Source organism: Flavobacterium pectinovorum, assembly GCF_022802975.1.
GTDB lineage: Bacteria > Bacteroidota > Bacteroidia > Flavobacteriales > Flavobacteriaceae > Flavobacterium > Flavobacterium pectinovorum_B.
On sequence record NZ_JAFEVZ010000012.1, the window covers coordinates 93,215 to 117,774 of the forward strand.

The 24,560-nt window shown below is 33.8% G+C and carries 25 protein-coding genes; 15 read left to right on the top strand and 10 right to left on the bottom strand.

From position 1 onward, the window contains the following. The first annotated feature begins 47 nt into the window (after positions 1-47). On the top strand, positions 48-1,652 hold the full coding sequence (locus FLV_RS16080) for a PepSY-associated TM helix domain-containing protein (RefSeq protein ID WP_243235228.1): 1,605 nt from the start codon (positions 48-50) through the stop codon (positions 1,650-1,652). A gap of 109 nt (positions 1,653-1,761) precedes the next feature. On the opposite strand, the gene FLV_RS16085 is transcribed toward FLV_RS16080, so the two are convergent. Together FLV_RS16085 and FLV_RS16090 are read right to left on the bottom strand one after the other, a co-directional pair. After that, positions 1,762-2,424: a TrmH family RNA methyltransferase gene (locus FLV_RS16085; RefSeq protein ID WP_243235229.1), complete on the bottom strand. Its 663-nt coding sequence runs from the start codon at positions 2,422-2,424 to the stop codon at positions 1,762-1,764. Next, on the bottom strand, positions 2,417-3,052 hold the full coding sequence (locus FLV_RS16090) for a hypothetical protein (protein ID WP_243235230.1): 636 nt from the start codon (positions 3,050-3,052) through the stop codon (positions 2,417-2,419). Before FLV_RS16090 ends, FLV_RS16085 begins: the two co-directional genes overlap by 8 nt. Before the next feature lie 97 nt (positions 3,053-3,149). Here FLV_RS16090 and FLV_RS16095 point away from each other — a divergent pair, with 97 nt between their 5' ends. The 5 genes from FLV_RS16095 to FLV_RS16115 all read left to right on the top strand — a co-directional run bounded on the left by FLV_RS16095 (position 3,150) and on the right by FLV_RS16115 (position 8,763). Then, on the top strand, positions 3,150-3,671 hold the full coding sequence (locus FLV_RS16095) for a GNAT family N-acetyltransferase (RefSeq protein WP_243235231.1): 522 nt from the start codon (positions 3,150-3,152) through the stop codon (positions 3,669-3,671). A gap of 4 nt (positions 3,672-3,675) precedes the next feature. Beyond that, the gene (locus FLV_RS16100; RefSeq protein ID WP_243235232.1) at positions 3,676-4,365 is read left to right on the top strand and encodes an SIR2 family NAD-dependent protein deacylase; all 690 of its coding nucleotides are present in this window, start codon (positions 3,676-3,678) and stop codon (positions 4,363-4,365) included. 33 nt (positions 4,366-4,398) lie between these two features. After that, entirely contained in the window at positions 4,399-4,869 is a 471-nt protein-coding gene (locus FLV_RS16105) for a GNAT family N-acetyltransferase (RefSeq protein ID WP_243235233.1), read from the top strand. A 127-nt stretch (positions 4,870-4,996) separates the two neighbouring features. Next, positions 4,997-6,343 carry an adenylosuccinate lyase gene (gene purB / locus FLV_RS16110; protein ID WP_243235234.1) on the top strand — a complete coding sequence of 449 codons (1,347 nt, stop codon included), beginning with the start codon at positions 4,997-4,999 and terminating at the stop codon, positions 6,341-6,343. 185 nt (positions 6,344-6,528) lie between these two features. After that, the gene (locus tag FLV_RS16115; RefSeq protein WP_243235235.1) at positions 6,529-8,763 is read left to right on the top strand and encodes a cation:proton antiporter; all 2,235 of its coding nucleotides are present in this window, start codon (positions 6,529-6,531) and stop codon (positions 8,761-8,763) included. Between the two features lie 359 nt (positions 8,764-9,122). On the opposite strand, the gene FLV_RS16120 is transcribed toward FLV_RS16115, so the two are convergent. Then, positions 9,123-9,761 carry a peroxiredoxin gene (locus tag FLV_RS16120; RefSeq protein WP_243235236.1) on the bottom strand — a complete coding sequence of 213 codons (639 nt, stop codon included), beginning with the start codon at positions 9,759-9,761 and terminating at the stop codon, positions 9,123-9,125. A gap of 109 nt (positions 9,762-9,870) precedes the next feature. Next, complete coding sequence (locus FLV_RS16125) at positions 9,871-10,782, bottom strand: AEC family transporter (RefSeq protein ID WP_243235237.1); 912 nt, start codon at positions 10,780-10,782, stop codon at positions 9,871-9,873. Between the two features lie 232 nt (positions 10,783-11,014). On the opposite strand from FLV_RS16125, the gene FLV_RS16130 reads away from it, so the two are divergent. The 3 genes from FLV_RS16130 (at position 11,015) to meaB (ending at position 13,387) form a co-directional block, all read left to right on the top strand. Further along, positions 11,015-11,455 (top strand): Rrf2 family transcriptional regulator, encoded by a 441-nt coding sequence (locus tag FLV_RS16130; RefSeq protein ID WP_243235238.1) that lies wholly within the window; start codon positions 11,015-11,017, stop codon positions 11,453-11,455. 58 nt (positions 11,456-11,513) lie between these two features. Then, a complete protein-coding gene (locus FLV_RS16135) occupies positions 11,514-12,155 on the top strand; it encodes an NAD(P)-dependent oxidoreductase (protein ID WP_243235239.1) in 642 nt (213 codons plus the stop codon). Positions 12,156-12,298: 143 nt separating this feature from the next. Next, positions 12,299-13,387: a methylmalonyl Co-A mutase-associated GTPase MeaB gene (gene meaB, locus FLV_RS16140; protein WP_243235240.1), complete on the top strand. Its 1,089-nt coding sequence runs from the start codon at positions 12,299-12,301 to the stop codon at positions 13,385-13,387. 35 nt (positions 13,388-13,422) lie between these two features. On the opposite strand, the gene FLV_RS16145 is transcribed toward meaB, so the two are convergent. The 5 genes from FLV_RS16145 to FLV_RS16165 all read right to left on the bottom strand — a co-directional run bounded on the left by FLV_RS16145 (position 13,423) and on the right by FLV_RS16165 (position 18,626). After that, positions 13,423-13,653, bottom strand: coding sequence for a hypothetical protein (locus FLV_RS16145; protein WP_243235241.1), 231 nt, complete (start codon positions 13,651-13,653; stop codon positions 13,423-13,425). 140 nt (positions 13,654-13,793) lie between these two features. Continuing rightward, positions 13,794-14,582 (bottom strand): hypothetical protein, encoded by a 789-nt coding sequence (locus FLV_RS16150; protein ID WP_243235242.1) that lies wholly within the window; start codon positions 14,580-14,582, stop codon positions 13,794-13,796. Between the two features lie 413 nt (positions 14,583-14,995). Then, positions 14,996-16,936: an LTA synthase family protein gene (locus tag FLV_RS16155; RefSeq protein WP_243235243.1), complete on the bottom strand. Its 1,941-nt coding sequence runs from the start codon at positions 16,934-16,936 to the stop codon at positions 14,996-14,998. 49 nt (positions 16,937-16,985) lie between these two features. Continuing rightward, complete coding sequence (locus FLV_RS16160; RefSeq protein ID WP_072973177.1) at positions 16,986-17,213, bottom strand: hypothetical protein; 228 nt, start codon at positions 17,211-17,213, stop codon at positions 16,986-16,988. A 42-nt stretch (positions 17,214-17,255) separates the two neighbouring features. Next, positions 17,256-18,626 (bottom strand): MATE family efflux transporter, encoded by a 1,371-nt coding sequence (locus FLV_RS16165; RefSeq protein ID WP_243235244.1) that lies wholly within the window; start codon positions 18,624-18,626, stop codon positions 17,256-17,258. Between the two features lie 320 nt (positions 18,627-18,946). On the opposite strand from FLV_RS16165, the gene FLV_RS16170 reads away from it, so the two are divergent. Next, complete coding sequence (locus FLV_RS16170; protein WP_243235245.1) at positions 18,947-19,465, top strand: putative porin; 519 nt, start codon at positions 18,947-18,949, stop codon at positions 19,463-19,465. Between the two features lie 149 nt (positions 19,466-19,614). Here the strand turns inward: FLV_RS16170 and FLV_RS16175 are convergent, their stop codons facing one another. Next, positions 19,615-20,493 carry a PPK2 family polyphosphate kinase gene (locus FLV_RS16175; RefSeq protein WP_243235246.1) on the bottom strand — a complete coding sequence of 293 codons (879 nt, stop codon included), beginning with the start codon at positions 20,491-20,493 and terminating at the stop codon, positions 19,615-19,617. Positions 20,494-20,699: 206 nt separating this feature from the next. Here FLV_RS16175 and FLV_RS16180 point away from each other — a divergent pair, with 206 nt between their 5' ends. The 5 genes from FLV_RS16180 (at position 20,700) to FLV_RS16200 (ending at position 24,485) form a co-directional block, all read left to right on the top strand. After that, entirely contained in the window at positions 20,700-21,536 is an 837-nt protein-coding gene (locus FLV_RS16180) for a DUF6929 family protein (protein ID WP_243235247.1), read from the top strand. Positions 21,537-21,851: 315 nt separating this feature from the next. After that, positions 21,852-22,352, top strand: coding sequence for an RNA polymerase sigma factor (locus tag FLV_RS16185; protein ID WP_031456157.1), 501 nt, complete (start codon positions 21,852-21,854; stop codon positions 22,350-22,352). Positions 22,353-22,354: 2 nt separating this feature from the next. Further along, entirely contained in the window at positions 22,355-23,302 is a 948-nt protein-coding gene (locus FLV_RS16190) for a hypothetical protein (protein WP_243235249.1), read from the top strand. A gap of 35 nt (positions 23,303-23,337) precedes the next feature. After that, complete coding sequence (locus FLV_RS16195; RefSeq protein WP_243235250.1) at positions 23,338-23,745, top strand: TonB-dependent receptor plug domain-containing protein; 408 nt, start codon at positions 23,338-23,340, stop codon at positions 23,743-23,745. A 152-nt stretch (positions 23,746-23,897) separates the two neighbouring features. Further along, on the top strand, positions 23,898-24,485 hold the full coding sequence (locus FLV_RS16200) for a phospholipid scramblase family protein (RefSeq protein WP_243235251.1): 588 nt from the start codon (positions 23,898-23,900) through the stop codon (positions 24,483-24,485). The last annotated feature ends 75 nt before the right edge of the window (positions 24,486-24,560 follow it).

Consider the following 24,560-nt stretch of genomic DNA (forward strand, 5'->3'; position numbering starts at 1 on the left):
CCGCCACAAAAGGATATCGCTTCGATCGGGGCTAAAAAACGGAACAAATGAGCAAAGAAATAACAGCCAAAAAATCCAAGAAGAAGGATTCTAAATTCATTAAAAAAATCAAACAGCACATGTACAAATGGCATCGTGTGATTGGTTTATTTACCATTATTCCGGTAATTTTCTGGACATTATCAGGTTTGATGCACCCGTTTATGACGCATTTTTTCAAACCTGAAATTGCCCATGACAAGCTGGAACAACAGATTATTGATAAAAATCAGCTGCATTTTTCAATTCAGGAAGTACTGAAACAAAACTTTATTAATGATTTTAAAAATTTCAGAATCGTTCAATTCAATAATGCCACTTATTATCAGGTAAAAATGATTCCCGGTGACTTACTGTACTTTGATACATCAAATGCAAAAAAGCTGGAAAACGGAGATCAGAAATATGCTGAGTGGCTTTCGAGATATTTTTTGGACGATCAAAAAAGCACTGTTAAAAAGAGTGAAATTGTAACCGAATTTACTTCGCAGTACAAATACATAAACCGTTATTTACCGGTTTACAAACTGAGTTTCGACCGTCCTGATACCATGGAAGTTTATGTAGAAACTTCTTCTGGAAAACTGGCAACTTTTAATCCGGCTTCCAGACAATGGTTTATTTGGTTTTTCGATACTTTTCATAACTGGTCATTTGTAGATGCCATTTCAAACAATAGTATCCGGATTATTACTATGATTTTCCTGTTATCGATTATTGGATTTTCTGCCCTGAGCGGTATCTTAATTTACGGCTTACTGTGGAAACAATTCAAAAAAACTGATAGTGTACAACCAAAAAAAGGACTTCGAAAATACCATCGCCAAATTGGGATCTGGGTTTCGCTTTTTACCTTGACATTTGCTTTTAGCGGTGCCTATCATGCCACTACGAAATGGGCTCCATACACTTTATCACAAATGGTTTACGAACCTACTTTTGCAACCAAAGAAATTCAGGTAGCGAATAATAACCTGAATTTAGACTGGAGCCGTTTTCAAAATGCAAGTATCATTACTTTAAATGACACTATTTATTTCCGTTGTCAATTATTAGAAAAAGAAAAGTTCAAAAAACCAAAAGGCGATTCAGGTTCAAAATGGAGCAAAAAAGACGATAAGAAATCAGAAGTCGTTTATATCAATGCAACCACAAATAAAATCGTTCCAGACATTGATCTTCAATACGCTGAATTTCTTGCCTATTATTTTACAGACGGCGCTCCAAAAGCATCCTGCTGTGAGATGATTGAAACTTCTGAGGACGATTCTCAACCCTCATTTGGAAATATAAAATTATTAGAATCAAAAGTTTTAAACGATTTTGAAAGCAGGGAATATGGATTTGTAAACAAAAGACTGCCGGTTGTAAAACTGGCTTATGATACGCCTCAAAAAACAACTTATTTTATTGAAACGGCAACTTCAAGATTAGCTGCTGTCATCAATAATTCAGATAAAATTGAAGGGTATTCTTTTGCCATTCTTCACAAATTTTTATTCATGGACTGGGCAGGAAAAAACATTCGGGACCTGACCATGGTTTTGGCCGCATTGACTATTTTGATTGTTAGTGTTTTGGGATTTGTTTTGTTTTTGAAGAAGAAATCCTAAATGATAACCTGCAAGGTTTCAAAAACCTTGCAGGTTTAATTTTTCACCTACTTTCTTTTAGAAATACCTACAAGGTTTTGAAAACCTTGCAGGAAATTCAAAAAACATATTATCCTGGATTTTCTTCATAATAACGAGCTTCAATCCGTTTAATATCTTTAATTGAATTTCTCGCCCATGCCAGGCGTTTTTCCAGAATTTCTTCTTCAGACAATTGCCAGTTAATATCTGAATTTCGTAATCTGTTGGTTAAATTCTGAATGATGATAGCAGCCGAAACCGAAATATTCAGACTTTCTGTAAAACCAACCATCGGAATCTTAAGAAAACCATCTGCTTTTTCCAGAATTTCTTCAGATAAACCGTCTCTTTCGGTTCCAAAGAATAATGCACTTGGTTTTGTAATATCAAAATCCTCCAGCAAACAATCATTTTCATGAGGCGTTGTCGCAATAATTTGATAACCCTGATTTTTTAAAGTCGAAATGCAATTGGTAACCGAATCAAATTGATTGATATCAACCCATTTTTGAGCTCCCATGGCAATTTCCTTATCGATCTTTTTTCCGTAACGCTGTTCGATTACATTCAGTTCCTGAATTCCAAAAACCTCACAGCTTCTCATTACGGCACTCGTATTGTGCATCTGAAAAACATCTTCTACAGCGATGGTAAAATGTTTGGTGCGATTACTTAAAACATTCAAAAACCTTTCTTTGCGGTTATCTGTTAGTATATTTTCAAGGAAAGCGAGGTAATCTAAATCAATCATTATTTATATTTTTTTTACTAAGTATCATTTTAATTACATCATAAAGTACAAAAGTATTCCAATCGTCTTTATACGAATACCCTCTGTTAATAGTACCAGGATCTTCTTTAGAATAAATGGAGAAATAAGAATTATACTTTCTAAATCTTAAATCCTCCCAAGGAATAAGCACTTTTTCCTGTATGATTAATTTCGAAACAGCAATTATAACTCCTTCAGGATTAATTACGGTTTTTCCAATATAAAAAGATTCGCCAGTTTCAAATTTTTTCAAAAAATCAGCTGCTTGTTTACTAAAATATAATACCCAAAGCGAATTAATTATTTCGACATACAACTTATGTTTTTGCTCTTTCTTTATACCGAAATAAGAATTAAATTTAATTTTTAAAACTTCATTATTATAGTTTCTAATATAAAATTGATATTCTCTTCCAAAAACAAAACAATAGTGAAACCAATTAATTCCACAACGAAAATCTTTAATTTCTGAAGCTTTAAAAGATGAAGAACCATTACTGGCTAAATCTTTGTCCTCAAACTGAATAAATTCAGAATGAAGATGCAAAGGTCTTTGATAATTATCAAAAAAACTTCTTTTTATTATTACTTTTAATTCCCCTTTCAAATTTAACTTCTTTAATGTTGGCTAAAATAAGTATTTCGTAAAAAACAATATTCTTTAGCATCAGAAAAAAATAATTAAATTCGTAAAAAATCAGATCATGCAAAATATAGAAATCAGGAGAATAGGACTTACTGAAATTGAAGATTTAAAGCAAATAAGCAGTAAAACTTTTACAGAAACTTTTGCCGGATATAACTCAGAAGAAAATATGAAAACCTATTTAGATCAGAAGTTTGCAATTGAAAAACTATCACAAGAAATTTCAAATTTGAATTCGCGATTTTATTTTGCAAAAAACAATGATACGATTTTGGGATACTTAAAAATAAATTTTGCCGAATCACAAACCGAACTTAAAGACAAAAATGCTTTAGAAATAGAACGCATTTATGTTTTGAAGGAATTTCACGGACTAAAAGTGGGACAGCTTTTATACAACGAAGCTTTAAAAACTGCAACAGAGTCAGATCTAAATTATATTTGGCTGGGAGTTTGGGAAGAAAACCATAAAGCTTTAAACTTTTATAAAAAGAATGGTTTCGTCGAATTTGACAAACATATTTTTATTTTAGGAAATGACAAACAAACTGATTTATTGATGAAATTAACTCTGAAGTAATAAAATGAAAAAAAAATTAGTGGTGTTAACCGGAGCCGGAATAAGTGCCGAAAGCGGCATCAAAACATTTCGCGACAGCGACGGTTTATGGGAAGGCCATGATGTTATGGAAGTAGCCACTCCGGAAGGCTGGCGAAAAAATCAGGAATTAGTTTTAGATTTTTACAACAAAAGACGCCAGCAGCTTAAAGAAGTTGAACCTAATTTAGGACACAAAATTTTAGCCGAATTAGAAAAAGATTTTGATGTTTACATCATTACCCAAAATGTTGATGATTTACACGAAAGGGCCGGAAGTACTAAAGTTTTGCACCTACATGGAGAATTACTAAAAGTGAGAAGTACCCAAAATCGGGATTTGATTTTAGACTGGACTGAGGATTTAATAACCGGAGATCTTGATGAGAACGGATACCAACTGCGACCACATATTGTTTGGTTTGGTGAAGATGTTCCTGCACTCGAAGAAGCTATTGAAATTACAGAAACTGCGGATTATTTTGCCGTAATAGGAACTTCTTTGCAAGTATATCCGGCTGCAGGATTGATTTCCTACACCGATTATAAAATTCCTGTTTTCTACATTGACCCGAAACCAATTTCAATTCCGAATATTAGAAATAAAGTGGAAGTTATTGCAAAAGTTGCATCTGAAGGTGTGGCTGAATTACGTGAGCGATTAAAATCAATTTAAAATACAATTACGTCAAATAAAAAACTACAGAAAATGAAAATCGATTTGACAACTGACGAAAATATAATTGACCAATGCGGATTACTAATGAGTGAATCAGAACCTTGGCTAACACTTAAAAGGGATTTAAAAAGTTGCAAAGATGCAATGCGTGGCGAAAATAAAGAAGTTTATATCGTAACAGAAAATTTAGAATTAGTTGGCTTTGCAGTTTTACAAATGACAGGAACTTTTAGAGGATATATTCAATCCATAATAATAAAACCAAGCCACCGAGACAGAGGAATTGGTTCAGAACTTCTAGCATTTTGCGAAGAGAGAATCTTTCAAATATCGCCAAATGTTTTTATGTGTGTGTCTACATTCAACACAAACGCTGCAAGATTATATTATAAAATGGGTTATGAAAAAGTGGGGGAATTGAAAGATTTTATAGTTAAAGGGAAATCGGAAATTTTGCTTCGTAAAACAATCGGGGCAATATCCGAATTCAATCAAAAATAATATTTGTAGCTTGTTAACAAATATTATTTTGGTTAAAGCGAATGATTTAAATAAAAAAAAATACAACTCACAACTCACAACTCACAACTTATAACTATTTTTGCACCTTTCGAAAAACAACATAACGATGACTACTCTAAACGAATTGAATGCTATATCGCCAATTGACGGAAGATATAGAAGTAAAACCCAAAATTTAGCACCTTTCTTCTCTGAAGAAGCTTTAATAAAATATCGCGTTTTAGTTGAAGTGGAATATTTTATTGCTTTGTGCGAAATTCCTTTGCCACAGCTAAAAGACGTAGATTCAAATTTATTTGAAAGTTTACGAAACATCTATAAAAATTTCTCTACTGAAGATGCGCTTTGGATTAAAGAAACTGAAAAAGTAACCAACCACGACGTAAAAGCGGTTGAATATTTTATCAAAGATGCTTTTGAAAAATTAGGGTTATCGCAATACAAAGAGTTTATTCACTTCGGATTAACATCTCAGGATATTAACAATACTGCTATTCCGCTTTCTACAAAAGAAGCTTTTGAGCAGGTTTACATGCCATCATTAATTTCTTTAATTTCTAAATTGAAAGAATTAAGCGTTGAATGGAAGGATATTCCAATGCTGGCACGTACGCACGGACAGCCTGCCTCTCCTACACGTTTAGGAAAAGAGATTTTGGTTTTTGTGGAGCGTTTAGAAGAGCAGATGCGTTTGTTGTTCAATGTTCCGTTTGCAGGTAAATTTGGCGGGGCAACAGGAAATTTCAATGCACATCATGTAGCCTACCCACAAATTGACTGGAAACAATTCGGAACTAAGTTTGTTGAAACCGGTTTAGGCTTACAGCATTCGTTCCCTACAACACAAATTGAGCATTACGATCATTTTGCTGCCTTTTTTGACGGTTTAAAAAGAATCAACAATATCATTATCGATTTAGACCGTGATATCTGGACGTATGTTTCAATGGATTATTTCAAGCAAAAAATCAAAGCGGGTGAAATTGGTTCATCGGCAATGCCACATAAGGTAAACCCAATTGACTTTGAAAACTCAGAAGGGAACTTAGGAATTGCTAATGCTATTTTTGAACATTTGGCTGCTAAATTACCAATCTCAAGATTACAGCGTGATTTAACAGACAGTACTGTTTTAAGAAATATTGGAGTTCCTGTAGGACATACCATTATTGCTTTTGAAGCGACTTTGAAAGGCCTGAACAAATTACTTTTGAATGAAGCTAAGTTTGCTGAAGATTTAGAGAAAAACTGGGCAGTAGTGGCAGAAGCAATTCAGACTATTTTACGTCGTGAAGCATATCCAAATCCGTATGAAGCTTTGAAAGGTCTAACCAGAACTAATGAAGCGATTAATAAAAATGCCATTCATAATTTTATTGCAACTTTAGAAGTTTCTGATTCTATAAAAGAAGAATTAATGCAGATAACTCCGAGCAATTACACAGGAATTTAAAGAAAACCTAAAATATTTTGTCAAAAAAAGCTATCTTTATCGGGATAGCTTTTTTTATTAAATCTGATTGGAAAACTAGCCCAGACTGAAATGAAAAGCCTTTTGCTCGAAAAACTATATTTTTTGAGTAAAAGCTTGAAATGGAAAGCTGGAAATAGCTCCTGAAACTAAAATACCTCTTTTATATGATTGCCTTAAGCGCCGCTGCCGAAACTACACACCATTTACAACCTTTAATAAGCGACTTGGGATTAATCCTGATGACTGCCGGAATTGCTGTACTTATTTTTAAAAAAATGAAACAACCTCTGGTTTTGGGATACTTGATTGCAGGTTTTTTAGCCGGAAACCATTTTGATTTTTTCCCTTCGATAACCGATATAAAAAGTGTTGAAGTCTGGGCAGAAATTGGGGTTATCTTTTTACTTTTTAGTTTAGGACTCGAATTTAGTTTTAAGAAACTAATGAAGGTTGGGGGAACTTCATCTATAACCGCCATAACTCAAATTCTATTCATGGTTGTCATTGGATATTTTGTAGGACAATGGATGGGCTGGGGAAAAATGGACAGTATTTTTCTTGGGGCAACACTCTCAATCTCTTCGACGACCATTATTATCAGAGCATTTGACGAATTGGGCGTAAAAGGAAAAAAATTCGTCGGAATTGTATTTGGTGCACTTATAGTGGAAGATATTGTAGCAATTTTAATGCTTGTATTACTATCAACAATTGCAGTAAGTGATCAGGTTTCGGGAAGTGAATTATTGCAATCTGTTTTAAAATTAGTATTCTTTTTAATCATTTGGTTTTTGGGCGGAATCTTTATTATCCCAACAATCCTGAAGAAAGCCAAACATCTTCTTAGTGATGAAATGTTATTGATAATTTCACTGGCACTTTGTTTGATGATGGTCATGTTTGCTGCTAATGTTGGTTTTTCTCCAGCCTTAGGTGCTTTTATAATGGGTTCTATTATTGCTGAGACTACTCAGGCAGAAAAAATAGAGCATTTGATTCAGCCTGTAAAAGATTTATTTGGTGCTGTCTTTTTTGTATCTGTAGGTATGTTAATCAATCCGGAAACTCTGATAACTTATGCATTACCGGTAGCGCTCATTACGCTGCTGACCATATTTGGAAAAGCATTAAGTTCTTCCTTTGGAGCTCTGCTATCAGGACAGCCTTTAAAACAATCTGTTCAGACAGGAATGAGTCTGGCTCAAATTGGAGAGTTTTCTTTTATCATTGCCACATTAGGTATGACCCTAAAAGTTACAAGCGACTTTCTCTATCCTATTATTGTAGCCGTTTCTGCAATTACAACCTTTACAACACCTTTTTTAATTAAATATTCGGAACCTTTTGCACTCTATTTGGAACAAAAAATGCCTAAAAAATGGGTTAAAAATATTAACCGATATAGTGTAAATGCCCAGGCAATTAAGTCTGTAAGTACCTGGCAGATTGTACTGCGTTCATCAGTGACTCAAATTATACTCCATACCATTATCATTACAGCCATTATTTTGCTGTCAGCTAAATTTGTAGCGCCTTCTGTAGCCGATACACGGTTTGGAAATACATTAGCTGCTCTTTTAACCTTGGTTGTAATTGCTCCTTTTTTATGGGCTCTTTCACTGCGTCGTGTCAAAGTTGATGAGGTAGAAATATTATGGGAAGAACGCAAATATCGCGGGGCACTTTTAATGCTTATCTTAATCAGAATGAGTTTGGGATTATTTTTTGTTGGATTTTTACTAAACATTTTCTTTTCGCCAACAGTTGCTTTTGTTGCCTTGATTATTGCTATCGCTGCGTATCAAATATTCCCTAAAAAATTAAACGAGCAATATCATAAAATAGAAAATCACTTTTTGAAGAATCTAAACGATCGTGAAAACAAAAAGATCGACAGAAGATATGCCAATTTAATGCCCTGGGACGGCCACATGTCTATTTTTGATATTGGAAAAGAATCGAACCTTGCCGGAAAAACATTAGAAGAATTACGCATTAGAGAATCAATGGGAATTAATATTGCGTACATCAGACGCGGGGAAATTACAATTTCAATCCCAGCTAAAACAGAACGTTTATTCCCGGGTGACGAAATTTCAGTAATTGGTACCGATGCTCAAATTACTGAGTTTTCTAATTATTTAAACCAGAATGAAATTGAAGCACCTAAAAATGTAGAAGAATCTGAAGTCGTACTGCGCCAGTTGGAAATTTCTAATGAAGACTTTATGGAAAAAAGCATTGGTCAGTTTAGAGGAAAAACAGGCGGAATGGTTGTAGGAATTGAAAGAAACGGTAATCGAATTTTAAATCCCGAATCCAGTTTAATTTTACAACAAAATGATATTATCTGGGTAGTTGGGGATAAGAAAAAGATGAATGTGTTGCTAAGAGGCTAAGTTTCTAAGTTTTTTTTTAAAAGTATATATCTCAATGTCATTAAGTTAAGAAATTTTCAGTCGTCACTTCGAGTAATTTTTAATAATAATGCAATAGCTTTATGATTAAAAATTGTATCGAGAAGCTTTTTAATACTAAGGTTCTCGATACATTTTGTTTTAAAAAAAGCTATCGCATTTTTTAAACAAAACACTCGAACTGACGATAATGTCCCTTAACTTAATGACATTGGGATATATCTTAGAAACTTCAAAAAATATAAAAAAATTAAAGGCGCTAAGATTCTAAGTTTACAAGAGTTTAATCTCTCAAAAAAACTTAAAATCTTAGCGCCTTAATATCTTAGCAACTTAAAATCTTACTTATTTGGCTGTGGTGTCAAACGCAAATAAGGCTTAATTGGTGTGTATCCTTTTGGAAATTTTGCAGGAATATCACTATCCGGAATTGCCGGAGCAATTACCACGTCTTCTCCATCTTTCCAGTTTGCCGGAGTTGCAACACTATAATTAGCCGTTAATTGCAAACTATCAATAACACGAAGCAATTCGTCAAAATTTCTTCCTGTTGAAGCCGGATAGGTTAAAGTCAATTTGATTTTTTTATCAGCTCCAATTACAAAAACAGAACGCACTGTAAATTTATCACTCGCATTTGGGTGCAGCATATCGTATAAATTCGCTACTTTTTTATCCTCATCAGCAATAATTGGAAAATTAACTTCTGTATTTTGTGTTTCGTTAATATCTTTAATCCACTCTTTGTGTGAATCCAAACCATCGACACTTAATGCAATAACCTTTGTATTTCTCTTGGTAAATTCAGGAACGTAATTTGCTACTGTTCCTAGTTCAGTTGTACAAACCGGAGTAAAATCTGCCGGATGCGAAAATAAAACGCCCCATGAATCTCCCAGCCATTCATGAAAATTTATTGTTCCCTGTGTGGTTTCGGCCTGAAAATCCGGAGCTATATCGCCTAATCGTAATGTTGACATAATTATATTTTTTTAGTTCCCCTAAAATTAACTAAAAAATGCATTCAGAAAACAATCAAAATTTAAAAATTAGTTAAAATTCTATTTTTCCTATATAATTAATTCATAATTAAATAAAATTCACAATAAAGTACCATATGGCAAGGGTTAGAAAGGAAATCGGAATTCCAAAACCAACCATCATACTGCTTAATTTGGGTTTTAAACCATAAGTTGAAGCTAAAATTGCACCCGTAATCATCGGTGCCATAGCCGTTTCCATTATCGTAATTTTTATAGGCTCAGAATGCTGGTTGAAAACAAAAACGTACAAAACTAAAATTACAAACGGCACCAGGATAAGTTTAAAAAAAAGCCCAAGCCGTAAAAATTTCCAGTGTTGGCTTTTTCGGTCAAAACTCAATTGTAATCCTACGGACAATAAAGCAATCGGTGTTACAAAACTTCCTGTTTTTAATAAAACAGATTGAATATTTGAATCTAAATCATAGTCATAGACATTCATTAAACAGGCCAGAACAAACATTAGAAACGGAGGAAATAAGAGTATTTTCCTAATGATACTCAATGTATCCGGGCTTCCTTTAGAATAAAAGGCAGCTACAAAAACCCCTAATGTTGAAACCACCACAAATGTTCCCGGCTGATCAACCAAAACGGCAGTTTCTAAACCTTTTTCCCCAAATAAAGCTTCAATTATTGGGTAACCCAAAAATGATGAATTGCTTAATCCTGCAGTTAATACCAGGCAGCCAATCAACTTATTGGACCATCCTAATTTTTTTCCTAAAAGATGAAAAAATACAAATGCCAGAATAAATGTAATCCAGCCCGCTCCTATTGGAAACAACAATTCGTTGCTCCATTTTATTTTCGGAATATGATATAAGGTGATGGCAGGAAGGCATAAATAAATGACAATTTTATTTACAATCTTATAAGTATTAGGCGGAAAACCTTTCACTCTTTGCAAAAGCAATCCTAAAAATAAAAAGAAGAATATTAAAATAAAGTTGTTCATATCTAAGGTTCGTCACAAAAATAGTAAAATCTGATTTGTGATTAGTGAAAAGAAAAATGTAATTTGTTAAATGTGAAATACAAAAAAAATGTACAATTGTTGAGGTTGATTTAGTTTTGCAAAAGAAAAAAGAATCAAACCTTTCAGAAAATACCCCAACAATAGTGAATCAAAAAAATAACCATAAATCGCATTTCACATTTAACAAATTACATTTCACATTTCAAAAAAAATGCATTACATTTGTAACATATTTTATTACAGTATGCTATCAGGTAAATTTGCCATTTCGGTTCACATTCTTACTTTACTCACTAAATTCCCAAATGATTATTTGTCATCAGAGTTTATTGCAGGAAGTATGAACCTCAACCCTGTTTTGGTCCGAAAAGAAATAGCAAACCTAAAAGCGCATCATATTGTAGAAAGCAAAGAAGGCAAAAACGGAGGCACAAAATTATCTAAAGCCGCTTCTAATATTACTTTAAAAGAAATATTTGAAATGACTTTTGAGAACATTGGTTTAGGTTATGCCAAAAATCAGCCGAATCCGGATTGCCCTGTTGGGAAAAAAATCAATCAGAATCTCGAAGCATTGTATGTAGAAATGAATCAGAAAGTCTGTCAGCAATTAGAAAACATTTCTCTTGAAGATTTTTCGACCCAATTTTAAAACTATTTTTTTAAACAAAACTGTAACTTTTTTTATTACTAAATAAATTTATATAATTATGAAAATCGCACTTATTGGAGCTACAGGCTTCGTTGGAACAGCTATTTTAAATGAATTAGCAGACAGAAAACATGAAATTTCAGCTATTGCCAGAAATCCGAAAGACACCACAAATGCAAAATGGGTTGCTGCAGATGTTTATGATGTTGACTCATTGGCAGAAACTTTAAAAGGTCATGATGTTGTAGTAAATGCCTTTAATCCGGGTTGGACAAATCCAAATATTTATGATGATTCTATTAGAGGATCAAAAGCAATCCAGGCTGCTGTAAAACAATCTGGCGTAAAACGTTTCATTACAATTGGAGGTGCCGGCAGTTTATTCGTTGCTCCTGGATTACAAGCTATTGATACTCCTGATTTTCCGAAAGAAATTTTTGATGGTGCAAATGCAGCGAGACATTATTTAGAAATTATAAAAGAAGAAAAAGAACTGGACTGGGCCTTTTTTAGTCCGGCTTTTGAAATGCATCAGGGAACTAAAACCGGAAGAACCGGAAAATATCGTTTAGGTTTAGAAAACCCAGTTTTTAATGACGAACAAAGAAGCATTTTATCTGTAGAAGATTTAGCGGTTGTGATTGCTGATGAAATCGAAACTCCAAAACACCATCAGGTAAGATTTACTGCAGCATATTAATGAAACACAGATTTCACAAATTAGCACGAATTTAAAAGTGAGATAATTAATTCGTGTTTTAACAAAAAACAGTTTCCAAGGCAATTTTCTGCTTTTGAAACTGTTTTTGTTTTCAGTACTTTTACCATTCTAAAAAATGTGTTTTGTCAAGTTCAAATAAACAGGCCGGCAGTTTAAACGAAAAGGCTGGAATTTCATCTCCCGAAATCACCAACGCATCGGCTATCAGCCAAATTAAAAACAAACGCAGACAACAGCCATCTGCTGACGAATTGATTTCAGGAATACTTTCCGGCAACCGAACAGCTCTAAGCCGTGCTATCACTTTAATCGAAAGCACAAATCCAGAACATACTGAAAAAGCAAATGAAGTTATTAAAGGATGTCTGCCTCAAGCCAATAAATCCATCCGAATAGGAATTACAGGAGTTCCCGGAGTTGGAAAAAGCACTTTTATTGAGGCTTTTGGAACTTTCCTGACGCAATTAGGAAAAAAAGTTGCTGTACTTGCCGTTGATCCCAGCAGTTCACTTTCTCACGGCAGTATTTTAGGGGATAAAACCAGAATGGAAGAATTGGTAAAAGATGAAAACGCTTTTATCAGACCGAGTGCATCCGGCGAAACTTTAGGAGGTGTAGCAAGAAAAACACGTGAATCGATTATTCTTTGTGAAGCTGCAGGTTTTGATACTATTATTATTGAAACGGTTGGTGTTGGTCAAAGCGAAACAGCCGTTCACAGTATGGTTGACTTTTTTCTTTTATTAAAAATTTCAGGTGCCGGTGATGAACTTCAGGGAATCAAACGCGGTATTATGGAAATGGCTGATGCAATTGTAATCAACAAAGCTGACGGAGACAATATCAAAAAAGCAAACATGGCAAAAGTTGAATTTAATAGAGCCTTGCATTTATTTCCTTCCAAAAAAACAGCCTGGCAGCCAAAAGTTACAACTTGCAGTGCCATTACAAAAGAGGGTATTTCAGAAGTATGGGAAACAATTTCTGAATATTTTGAATTAACCGAACAAACCGGGTATTTTGGCGAAAAGCGAAAAGAACAGAATCAATTTTGGATGATGGAAACCATCAATGAACAGTTGAAATCAAATTTTTACAATCAGCCTGAAATTATTTCGCAGTTAGAGCAAATTAAAAAAGCGGTGCAAAATAATGAAATATCACCATTTGCAGCCGCTCAGTTATTATTGGACAAGTATAAAAAAATGTAACCCTTTCTATTTTTAGTACAGAAAATTTTATTCTTTCAACGGATATTCCCTATTGAGTTTTTAGCTGTTTCATGTCTGGTTTTCAAACGTCTTTTATCTAATGCAACACCAGCTTGTGTCTGCGTTTCTAATTTACTTTTCAACTCTGAAGCCGAATTAGATTTAATTGTTTTTTCTTTTACACTTTTACTGTCCTGAGCATTTACATTTGTTAAGCAGCATAATACGAATGCTGTTGTAAAAATTGCTGTTTTAAAATTTTTCATGTTGATTGAGTTTTAATATTTATAACAGATAAACCAACTTTGTTTTTTGTTACCCCTTTTGGCAAAAAAAAATCCTTTAAAAACAAAAAAAGCTGCAAAAAGTAAATAATACCTTTTGCAGCCTACACTATTAAGAATTTTTAACGAATATTGCCAACTGAATTTTTAGCCGTATCGTGTTTGGTTTTCAAAACACCTTTTTCTATTGTAAAAGCCATTCTGACCTGAGTTTTCAAAGTATCTTTCAGACCTGAAGTTGCTTTTTCGACAACAACAAAACTCAATTCATATTCGCCATCTGCCAGGTCAAACACCGTTTCATTTTGGTTATCCTGAATCTTCAAAATTTTATTTTCAGAACCGCCTGCTGCCTTTCCGGTACGAGCATAAGAAGCAGCTGCCGCTCCTCCTCCAGCTCCGGCTAAATTGCCAACGCTGGAAACCGCAGCCGAAACAATAGATCCGCCTGGCATGGCACCGCCCAGTAAAGAAGCTCCCTGTGAAACAGCGTTACCCGCCGCATGCAAACCCTGATTGACTTTTTCGCCAAATGTAGCAGATTCACTTTTGCTCAGTTCCTTTATACTTTTATTTACTGTATTCACTCTGTATCCTTCAGTAGAAGAAAATAAAACGATACATCCGCCTTCTACTAATGTTACATTTATTTTACCTGAATTTACTTTCTCTCCAAAAGTTGCTCCCTGAGTCTGTTTGCCAACCGTAACATTCATCGAAATCCTGTTTGGCATTCCGTTGTTTATACCGTTTATACTGCTTTTTTGTGCAGATACATCCAAAGTACTTTCTGAAACCGAACCGGAATTTATCGCTTGTTCTTTAACAACTTTACCTTCCTGTGCTTTTACATTTGCAAAACAGCATATTAGGAATGCTGTTGTAAAAGTGATTGTTTTAAGATTTTTCATATCGATTTAGTTTTAATCATTTATAAACAGATAAACAAAACTCATTTTTTGTTACCTCATTTTACTTGTAGGACAAACGAATTATAAGAAACTAAAAATCAAACCATTAAAGTTACGACAATTTCATATAAATTAACCCGTTGGGTAAAATTAAAATAATTGTCAGGCTGAGCGGAGTCGAAGCCCTTTAGCGCTTAAAAGCCTTCGACTCCGCTCAGGATGACATTAATTGCTTAAGTTATATAAAGATGTTTTTACTGCCGATTTATACTTTTTTAATGAAATCAATCAATTCCACCCAACGGGTTAAATTATGATTCTGTTATTGTTTAAAATTCAGACACTAAAACAAAAAAGCTGCTAAAGAAGAAATTCATCTTTAGCAGCTTTTCATTATCAAAATGAGTTACAAATTATTTTTTTGTATCTCTCAGCTTATATTTATTTTCCTTATACAAATTACCCGCAGTTATAACATGTGCCAAAGCATCTTTTGCTAATTCTTCGTTTAATTTTACAGGAATCAAAGTAGTGTCATTTTTGATTTCAAATTGTAGCGGTTTCAAATTTGGCTGCATAATTACAACCTGATTTTCGACCCTGAATGCATTGATATCATTAAATTGCATAATAGATCTTCCTTGCGTTTTTGGATCTAATTTATTCAAATTTCGTCCTACCATTGGCGTTTCAAACGAAAGTCCCAAATAACTCAATAAGGTTGGCGGTATATCAATCTGACTCGCTAATTTACTGTACGAAACTCCTTTTGGTACTCCCGGTCCCATGATTAAAGCAGGAATATGAAACTTATTGATTGGCACTAAGTTCTTTCCGTATGTTCTTGTATTGTGATCGGCAATAACGATAAAAATAGTGTTTTTGAAATAGGCTTCTTTTTTAGCCATTTCGAAGAACTTTCCAATCGAAAAATCGGCATATTTCATCGCATTGTTAACCGTTGCCGGCTTCTTGTCATAAGGTTTGATTCTTCCGGCAGGATATTCAAATGGTTCATGATTGGATGTTGAAAACATCAAAGAAAAGAAAGGTTTATCTCCTTTTGATTTAAAATAATTGTTGGCTTTGGTAACTAAATCTTCATCAGAATATCCCCAGGTTCCCTTAAAAGCATATTTATTTCCGTCTGACTCAAAATCGGTTTGGTCTACGATATCTGTAAAACCATTTCCGTTGAAAAACGAAGCCATATTATCAAAATTGGCCATTCCTCCGTAAATGAAACTGGTATCATATCCTTTGTGCTTTAAGGCATCGGCAAGTGTAAAAAATCCTTGTTGGGAATTTCCTAACTTCACTACACTTTCTGACGGAGAAGGTAAAAACCCGGTAACAACCGCTTCAATTCCGCGAACGCTTCGGGTTCCTGTGCAATATAAATTGGTAAACAACAAACCTTCTTTCGACAATTTATCAAACTCCGGCGTTAAAGGTTTACCGCCAAGGATTCCAACATATTCTGCTCCTAAACTTTCCTGAAGAAATATAACCAGATTATAAGGTTTCTTCAAAACAGAATCCGGCTGCTGCACATGCAGAAACGGAATCTCAGCATCAGTAAAATCATTCGGACCTGTAATCATGTATTTCTTTACACGGGCAATAGCTTCTGCTTCATCCATTTTACCATACATCTTGGTGTTTCCTTCGTTTTTAATCGAATAAGCGGCAAAAGCAACGGTGTAAAAAGAATTTAAACCTAAAGTATTCGTTAATTGATCTGTAGAAAAAACAGCATTACTCGCATTAATTGGACGTTTAGAAGTCAGACTTGAACGAGCACCAAAAAACAATAAAAACGCCACTAACGGAAAAACCATTAATTTGAATTTATATTCTGTACTTATTGTGTGAAAATACTTTTTCCCTTTTTTAAAAGCCAAATAAATAACCACTCCTAAAATAAGGAAAGTAACTATAATCGAAGTCAGGTAACTTTTTAAAAGCATTCCGACAACTTCCTTTGGATAAATAAGGTAATCAAGGAAAATCTTATTCGGACGGGTGTCGTATTGTTTTACAAAATCCGGTGAAGCCAATTCTACAAAAAGAATCAAAAACAGGAATATAAAACTATAAATTACCAAAAATGAATTGGTAAACTTCAGCCATTTATTAGGAAAAAAAGTAATTAAAACAGCTGGAAGAAACGATAGATAACACAGTAATATCAGATCCATTCGAAGACCGATTGGAAAAATATACCAGAAATTGGGTGTTTCGACTACTCTGTCTTTAAAAATAAAAAATAAAAATATTCTACTTAAAGTAGTGATTAGCAATCCGATTAAAATAAAATTTAAAACGGGTTTTAAAAAACGTAAATTTTTCATTGGAAAATTTTGGAATGGTACATGGGTACAGACGCACGGCCGTGCGTCTCTATTCTTCGTAACGATTTATTTCTCTGTCGTAAAACTCATTTGCCTTTTCAATTAAACCTTCCATTTCTGCATTTAATTCGGCTTCATCTAGATCTTCGGCTTCTTCCAGAAACTCAACCTCATCATCTTTTAAATTGATAATGAATCGAGGGTAATCAAGGTGAATGATGAAAATATCATCCGGAAAATCAGTATTATCTCCAAGTAAAAATTTAGGTAATTCCATGTTCAGTGTATTTTTTATGGCTCAAATTTAGGTATTTGAAACTTAATTATTGATTAATTTTTTGGTTAAGTAATGAAAACGAAGGTAGAGAAATAAAGCCGCAGCGGTCAATCCTGCCAAAAGCCCAATCCACACCCCTTCCGCTTTTAATGCTGTGTATTCTCCTAAATAATACGAAATTGGAAAACCAATTATCCAATATGCTACAAAGGTAATGTACATGGGGATTTTTACGTCCTGTAAACCTCGCAAGGCACCTAAGACTACAACCTGAATTCCGTCAGAGATTTGAAAAACAGCAGCAATAAGCAATAGTTTTGAAGCGATTTCAATTACTTCTGTATTGTCTGAGATTTGTATTGTATTTTCCATATTTAGAAAGATATATGGCAGAAATTGATGAAAGACTACAAATAAAACTGCAAAAACAGTTTCTATGATGATGGCCAATAAAAAAATGGAACGCGCCACAACTATTAATTTTTTATAATCCTGCAATCCTCTTTGATTACTTACCCTAATCATAGAAGTAACACTTAGTCCCATAGCAAACATAAAAGTCATCGAAGCCAGACTCAAAGCTATTTGATTGGCTGCCTGACTCGTTTTTCCGATATTTCCGCAAAGCCAGATCGATGCCGTAAACAATACCACTTCAAAAAGCATTTGCATGGCCGAAGGAAAACCAATACTTATTATTTTTTTTATGGTTTCTTTTTTGATTTCGTCAAAACTGAAATTATTAAAAAAACGTTTTAAATCATTTCTTCTTGACAACATAATATGCATGAACATTACCAAAAATATCCTTGAAATTACAGTTCCTAAAGCCGCACCAATGATTCCCATTTTAGGAAAAAACCATATTCCATAAATCAACATATAATTAATTCCTACGTGCAACACATTTGCCATAATCATAGCATACATCGAATATTTAGTCAGTGACAATCCGTCTGCAAATTGTTTGTATCCCTGGTACATAATTAGCGGAATCAATGAAAAAGCAACCCAATCAAGATACGGTTTTGCAAGTGTTATTACCTCTTCCGGCTGTTGCAGCATTTCCATTATTGGCTTTGCCAAAACGATGACTCCAAAGAGAAACAATCCTAAAATGGTACACAAAAACAATCCATGATGAAAGGCAGAACGAATTTTACTATCATTTTTCTCAGCATCGCCTTCGGCTACAATTGGAGTAATAGCCGTAGAAAACCCAATTCCCAGCGACATTGCAATAAAAATCATGCTATTTCCCAAAGAAACAGCTGCCAGTTCGGTACTTCCTAATTTACCGACCATTATATTATCGACTATACCTATTAATGTATGACCAACCATTCCTAAAATAACAGGATAGGCCAGTCTTAAATTGTATGAAAACTCTTTTGTGTACTGCTTTAAATTCACTTTTATTCTTTTTAGTCGGCAAAGATAATCAGTTGCTTTGGATTCTTTATAAATATTGAACTTTAATAGATTTCTTTAATAAAAAGAAATAAAATACTTACATCATTTTAACATCTTAATCAAATCTTAAACATAAAACGAATTCGAAATGTTTTTTATTTTTAAGCTACAATTCCAGTAAAAACAACGGATTACAGCTTTTTCCAAACAGTTAGAATTTTAACAATATTCACATTATGTAACGAATCTCAAAAATTATATAACGGTATAGCAACACCTCAAAACTAATTTTACAGCATAGTAATTAAAAAAATACAAGCATGAAAAATTTACAAAACCTCCGAATTCTATTTTTTGCAGCAATTGCAATGATGTACACGACAACTTCAACTGCACAGCAGAATGATGAAATACAAAATTATGATCAAAAATTTAAATTAGGTTTTGGTGTGAGCGGCGGACTTCCGACTGACGGAGATGACTACGATTGGGCACTTGGCGGCGATGTAAGACTTCAATATGATTTATCAAAAAGAACCTCTCTAACCTTAACAACAGGTTTTACCAATTTATTTGTTGGCAATGACATTCCTGATTTAGGTTTTATTCCTGCAAAAGCCGGTTTTAAAGCATTTGTTTGGGAAGACCAATTTTATGTTATGGGAGAAGTGGGTGCCGGTTTTGCTGTAACAAACGGATATAATGAAACCTCGCTTTTATGGGCACCAAGTATTGGATACGCTACAAAACACTTAGACATTAGCGTACGATATGAAGATTATGACAAATTCAACACCAACCAGATAGCGCTTCGTCTAGCATACGGTTTTGAATTGTAAAAGCTAAATTCAAGTTTATTTTTATTTTTTTGGTAAAACCCGATGGATTGTCACAAATCTGTCGGGTTTAGTTTTTTACATTTTATATCAGAAAGAGCATTAAAACAACACCAATTTGTAATTATCCCATTTTCTAATTATCTAATTTTCTAATTCCCTCCCAGCTCCTTTTTATACATTTCAATATTCGCTTTAATTTTATCGTCGAGTTCCGGTTCTTTAATATCCGTATGTTTTTGCATTTCTTCCCAAATAATTTTAGCGACGATATAACGGGCCATTTCTTTATCATCTGCAGGAATTACGTACCAGGGTGCATAATCTGTCGAAGTTTTATTAATGGCTTCTTCATAATATTTTTGGTATTCATCCCAATGCTCACGCTCTTTTAGATCTCCCGGCGAAAATTTCCAATTATGTTTTCCTTCTTCCAGGCGACGCAACAAACGCTCTCTTTGCTCCTCTTTACTTAAGTGCAGAAAAAACTTCATTACGATAGTTCCGTTTTCAGCAATATGTTTTTCAAAATTATTGATTTGTTTTATTCTTTTTTTCCAGAACTTCGGTGTAATATCTTCAACCGAATTGATTCCGGGTAAATTCTCTCCCAAAACATACTCAGGATGCACACGCGTTACCAAAACATTCTCGTAATGCGTTCGGTTAAAAATCGCAAACTTCCCTTTTTCCGGCAAAGCAATATAATGCCTCCACAAATAATCATGCTCCAACTCGGTCGAATTAGGTGTTTTAAAGCTGTGAACCACAACTCCACGCGGATTAAATTCCTTAAAAACTTCCCGAATCAAACTGTCTTTTCCGGACGTATCCATTCCTTGCAGGCAAATCAAAACGCCATATTTATTGTGCGAATACATTACATCCTGCAAATCACTCAGTTTCTCCTGAACTTTATCCAGTTTCTCCTCTTTTTCTTCATCATCAGCTTTCACTTTCAACAAAGTCGGAATCTTTGACAACTTTATTTTATCTGTAACTTTAAAATCATTCGAATCTATTGATTTCATATCATTTTCATTTTTTATATTATAAATATACTATTTTTACGAAGCATATTCCTGCTATTCATTACAATACTTTTTCAATAAATTGTTTTTCCTAAGCCATAACAAAGCTTCCGCTGGTCGCTTTGTTCTGTCAGGAAAAATTCAATTTCTTCTCAAAGTATTTTCATTGCTATCAGGGCTAGGCATTGGTTTTTAAAACAACATTCATGGAAAAATTCACATTAGAAATACTATTTCAAATCATCGGAATCGGTTCGGCATCAGGATTATTTTTCAATAACGATTCCCTTTATATCATTGGCGACAACAGCGGGTTCTTATACGAATACAACATGCAGAATCAGCAATTAGCCCATCATCCTTTAATTGATAATCCAACGCAAAATATTCCGAAAAACATAAAACCCGATTTTGAATCATTAACCAGCCACAACGATACGCTTTATGTTTTTGGTTCCGGATCAACCGAAAACCGAAACAAAATGATTGAATTCGATCTGAAATCAAAAACCGTTTTACAAAAAAACAATCTGGTTGATCTGTACGCCCTGATGCAAAATTTCGGCGAAATAAAACCGGAAGATTTCAATCTCGAAGGCGCTATTTTCGATGGCGAAAACTGGTATTTATTCAATCGTGGCAACGGAATTTCGAACAAAAACACCATTTTCACCATCCACGCCAAAAATCTTGGAGAAGAATTTGCCCTGATTTCTGTCAATTACAAACTGCCAAAAATAAAAGGCGTTCGTTCCAGTTTTACCGATGCCGTTTTGGTCGAAGACAAAATTTATTTCCTTTCCACCGCCGAAGATACCAAATCAACCTACGATGATGGAGAAATCTTAGGAAGTTTCATTGGCCGCATCGACCTTAAAACCATGAAAATCGATTTTACTCAAAAAATAACGGCAACCAATAAATTTGAAGGTTTAACTCTTTACAAAAAAGAAAATAATAAAATCGAGTTTCTGCTTTGTGAGGACAACGATACTGATTTATTAGAAACTAAGATTTATAAATTGACATTGCCGGTTAAGTAGAAATTTGTGGTTCTTTCGAAAGAGCTTTTACACAAAGATTCGCAAAGATTTCACAGAGAGGTACAAAGACTTTCAAAAATTTATTTTGTGAATCTTTGCGGTAAAATTATAACACAAAGGTTCACAAAATATTTCCACAGAGAAACACAAAAATAATTGCATTTTAGACACACTGCTGTGCACCTCTACGAAGAACCTTTTTAAAAAATCTAAACTTTTTTCATACTCGTCCCAACCTTTTTATCTTTTTCGCTCTCTTTATAATTAAAGACCAAAATTGTGATAAACGAAACGCTAATTTCTAACTGCAAAAAAATGAACCGTGATGCACAGCGTCAGGTTTATGAGCACATGGCTCCAAAATTGTATCGTGTTTGCAAACGATACCTTAAGAAGGAGGAAGAAATCGAAGAAGCCCTGGCCGACGCTTTCTATACCATCTTTACAAAACTCGACCAGCTCAAAGAAGAAAAAGCCTTTGAAGCCTGGGCCAGAAAAATTACCGTTAATCACTGTTTGGCAACTATAAAAAAGAGCACCAATTTTAACATGTATCTGGATGATGTAAAAGTGCTTTCACAGCCGTTTACAGATGAGATCAATACATTAGAAGAAGAAGATTTACTCAATTTATTAAACCATATTCCCGAAGGCTGTAAAACGGTTTTCAACCTTTTTGTCATTGAAGGTTTCGGTCACAAAGAAATTGCAGCAATGCTTAACATTTCTGAAGGCACTTCAAAATCACAGCTCAATGCGGCAAAAACCAAATTAAAGGAATTAGTAAATAAATTGTATTATCAAAAAGCAAAATAGTCATGGACAATCAGGATAAAATATTCGATAAATTTGCAGCAGCCGCTCAAAACTCAGAACTCAAAGATTTTCCGGGAATGGAAAAAGTCTGGTCACGCGTTGAAAATAAATTAGACAAAAAACAAGACAAAAAAGCTATTTCACTATGGAAGAAAATTGCTGTTGCAGCTTCACTTCTATTACTAATTTCTTTGGGTTCTCAGTTTTTAAAATCAGATAAAAATACTGTAATTCAAACACCAAAGGCGGTTGTAAATGAAATTAAAAAAGAGACTCTTCACAATCAAATAAAAAACAACGCTGTTGTTGAAAATGATTCTAAGATCATTTCGAAAACGAAAGCCATCCGAATTTTAGACAATCAAATCAAGAAACAGCAACATGTAGTTGTTAATGAAACAAAAGGTTATTTAAACGAAGTTGTTGTAACATCTTCTAATGAAGTTTATTTGCTGGCTCCAGCAGTAAAGGCTAAAACCGAAGATTCAAAAGATGAAGATTTTACAGAAACAGACAAGGAAAACCAAAGTTTTGATTATTCAAAAACAATAGAAAGAGAATCTGCCAAAGTTGCCTTTGCTGACAAACAAGAACTAAAAACTAAAAAAGCTGCTCCTTTGGTTGTCCTTAACGGAAATGCAATTTCTCACAGCAATGACGCAAAAAGAGATAAAATGATGCAGGATGAACTTCCTAATTTAAATCCCGAAAATGTAGAATCGCTGGTTGTTTTAGATGAACCTTTATACATTATTGACGGTGTTTATTACTCTGAAAATGATTTATTTGGAACACCTCCAACAAGTCCTTACGCTCCTTTAAACAAACAGGAAATCAAAACCATAACCATTCTGCAGGATTTGGAAGCAACTTCAAAATACGGCGAAAGAGGTAAAAAAGGAGTTGTGATTATTACGACTAAAACTGGTAAACCTGCTTCAAAAAACTAGCTAAAAAACACTTTTTTAATTTAAAATTCACTTACATGAAAAACGTAAAACTTATTTCATTAGCCCTTTCTATGCTTATATCTTTCGTATTAAAAGCGCAGGAACAAACACCGGATAAACAAAACAGTTCTGTTGAAACTGCAGCAATACCTCCCAAAACTTTCACTAAATCAAAAGACACAATTTCTGTTGCAAAGGTTGCTTTAAATCCTGTTCAGCCTGTTACTACTAATCAAATCAGAATCTGCGCACCTTCCCGATCTGTTTTAAAAGAACCTTTGTATGTTTTGGACGGAGTTATCATAAACTCGAAACAGTTTTCTAAACTAAATCCGAATGCTATTAAAGAAATAAAAATTCTAAAAGATCCTAATGGGACTTCACTTTATGGATGTCGGGCTATAAACGGAGTTGTTATTATTACTACTAAAGAAAAGGAATAATAAATTTGTTTCAATAAGTTCAACAGAACATTTTTAATACAGATCTAATATTGATTCATTAACAAAATTATTTTTACATTTGAATCACTTTGAAGAAATCAAAACTAAAATATTCAAAAGTATATTATCAATCAAATTTCAAGCAAAATTTCATGAACCCAATTTTAAGCCAAAATCTTTTTTTAGTCAAAGAACATATCGGAATGTTTAAAGCTTCAAACTATTACGATATTTATAATCCGGAAAGCAATCAGATTATTATGAACTGTCGCGAGAACAATCTTGGTTTTTTTACAAAAATACTTCGTTTTACAGATTACAAAAGAGCAACACCTTTTAATGTTGAAATCACTACAGCAAGCGGCGAAAAATTAATTTCAGTAAAACGTGGCATTGCAATCTTTCGATCTACTGTAGAAATATTTGATGAGAAAGACAGGCTGATTGGAACTTTCAAACAGAAATTCTTTTCTATTGGAGGAAAGTTCGAAATTTTGGACAAAAATGAAAAGCCTGTCGCAACACTTCAGGGAAAATGGACGGGCTGGGATTTTAAATTTACACATGAAAATAAACAGCTTGCACAAGTAAATAAAAAATGGGCAGGATTAGGTAAAGAATTTTTTACCAGTGCAGATAATTATATTTTGCAAATTGAAGAGACAGTTCCAGCTGATTCTACACTCAGACAATTAATCCTGGCAGCCGTAATGTGTATTGACATGGTTTTAAAGGAATAAAAATAAGCTGTTAAACTTACATTAAGAAAACATAAAAAAGCATCATTTTCGTACGCAAAAACTGTATTTTTGTGT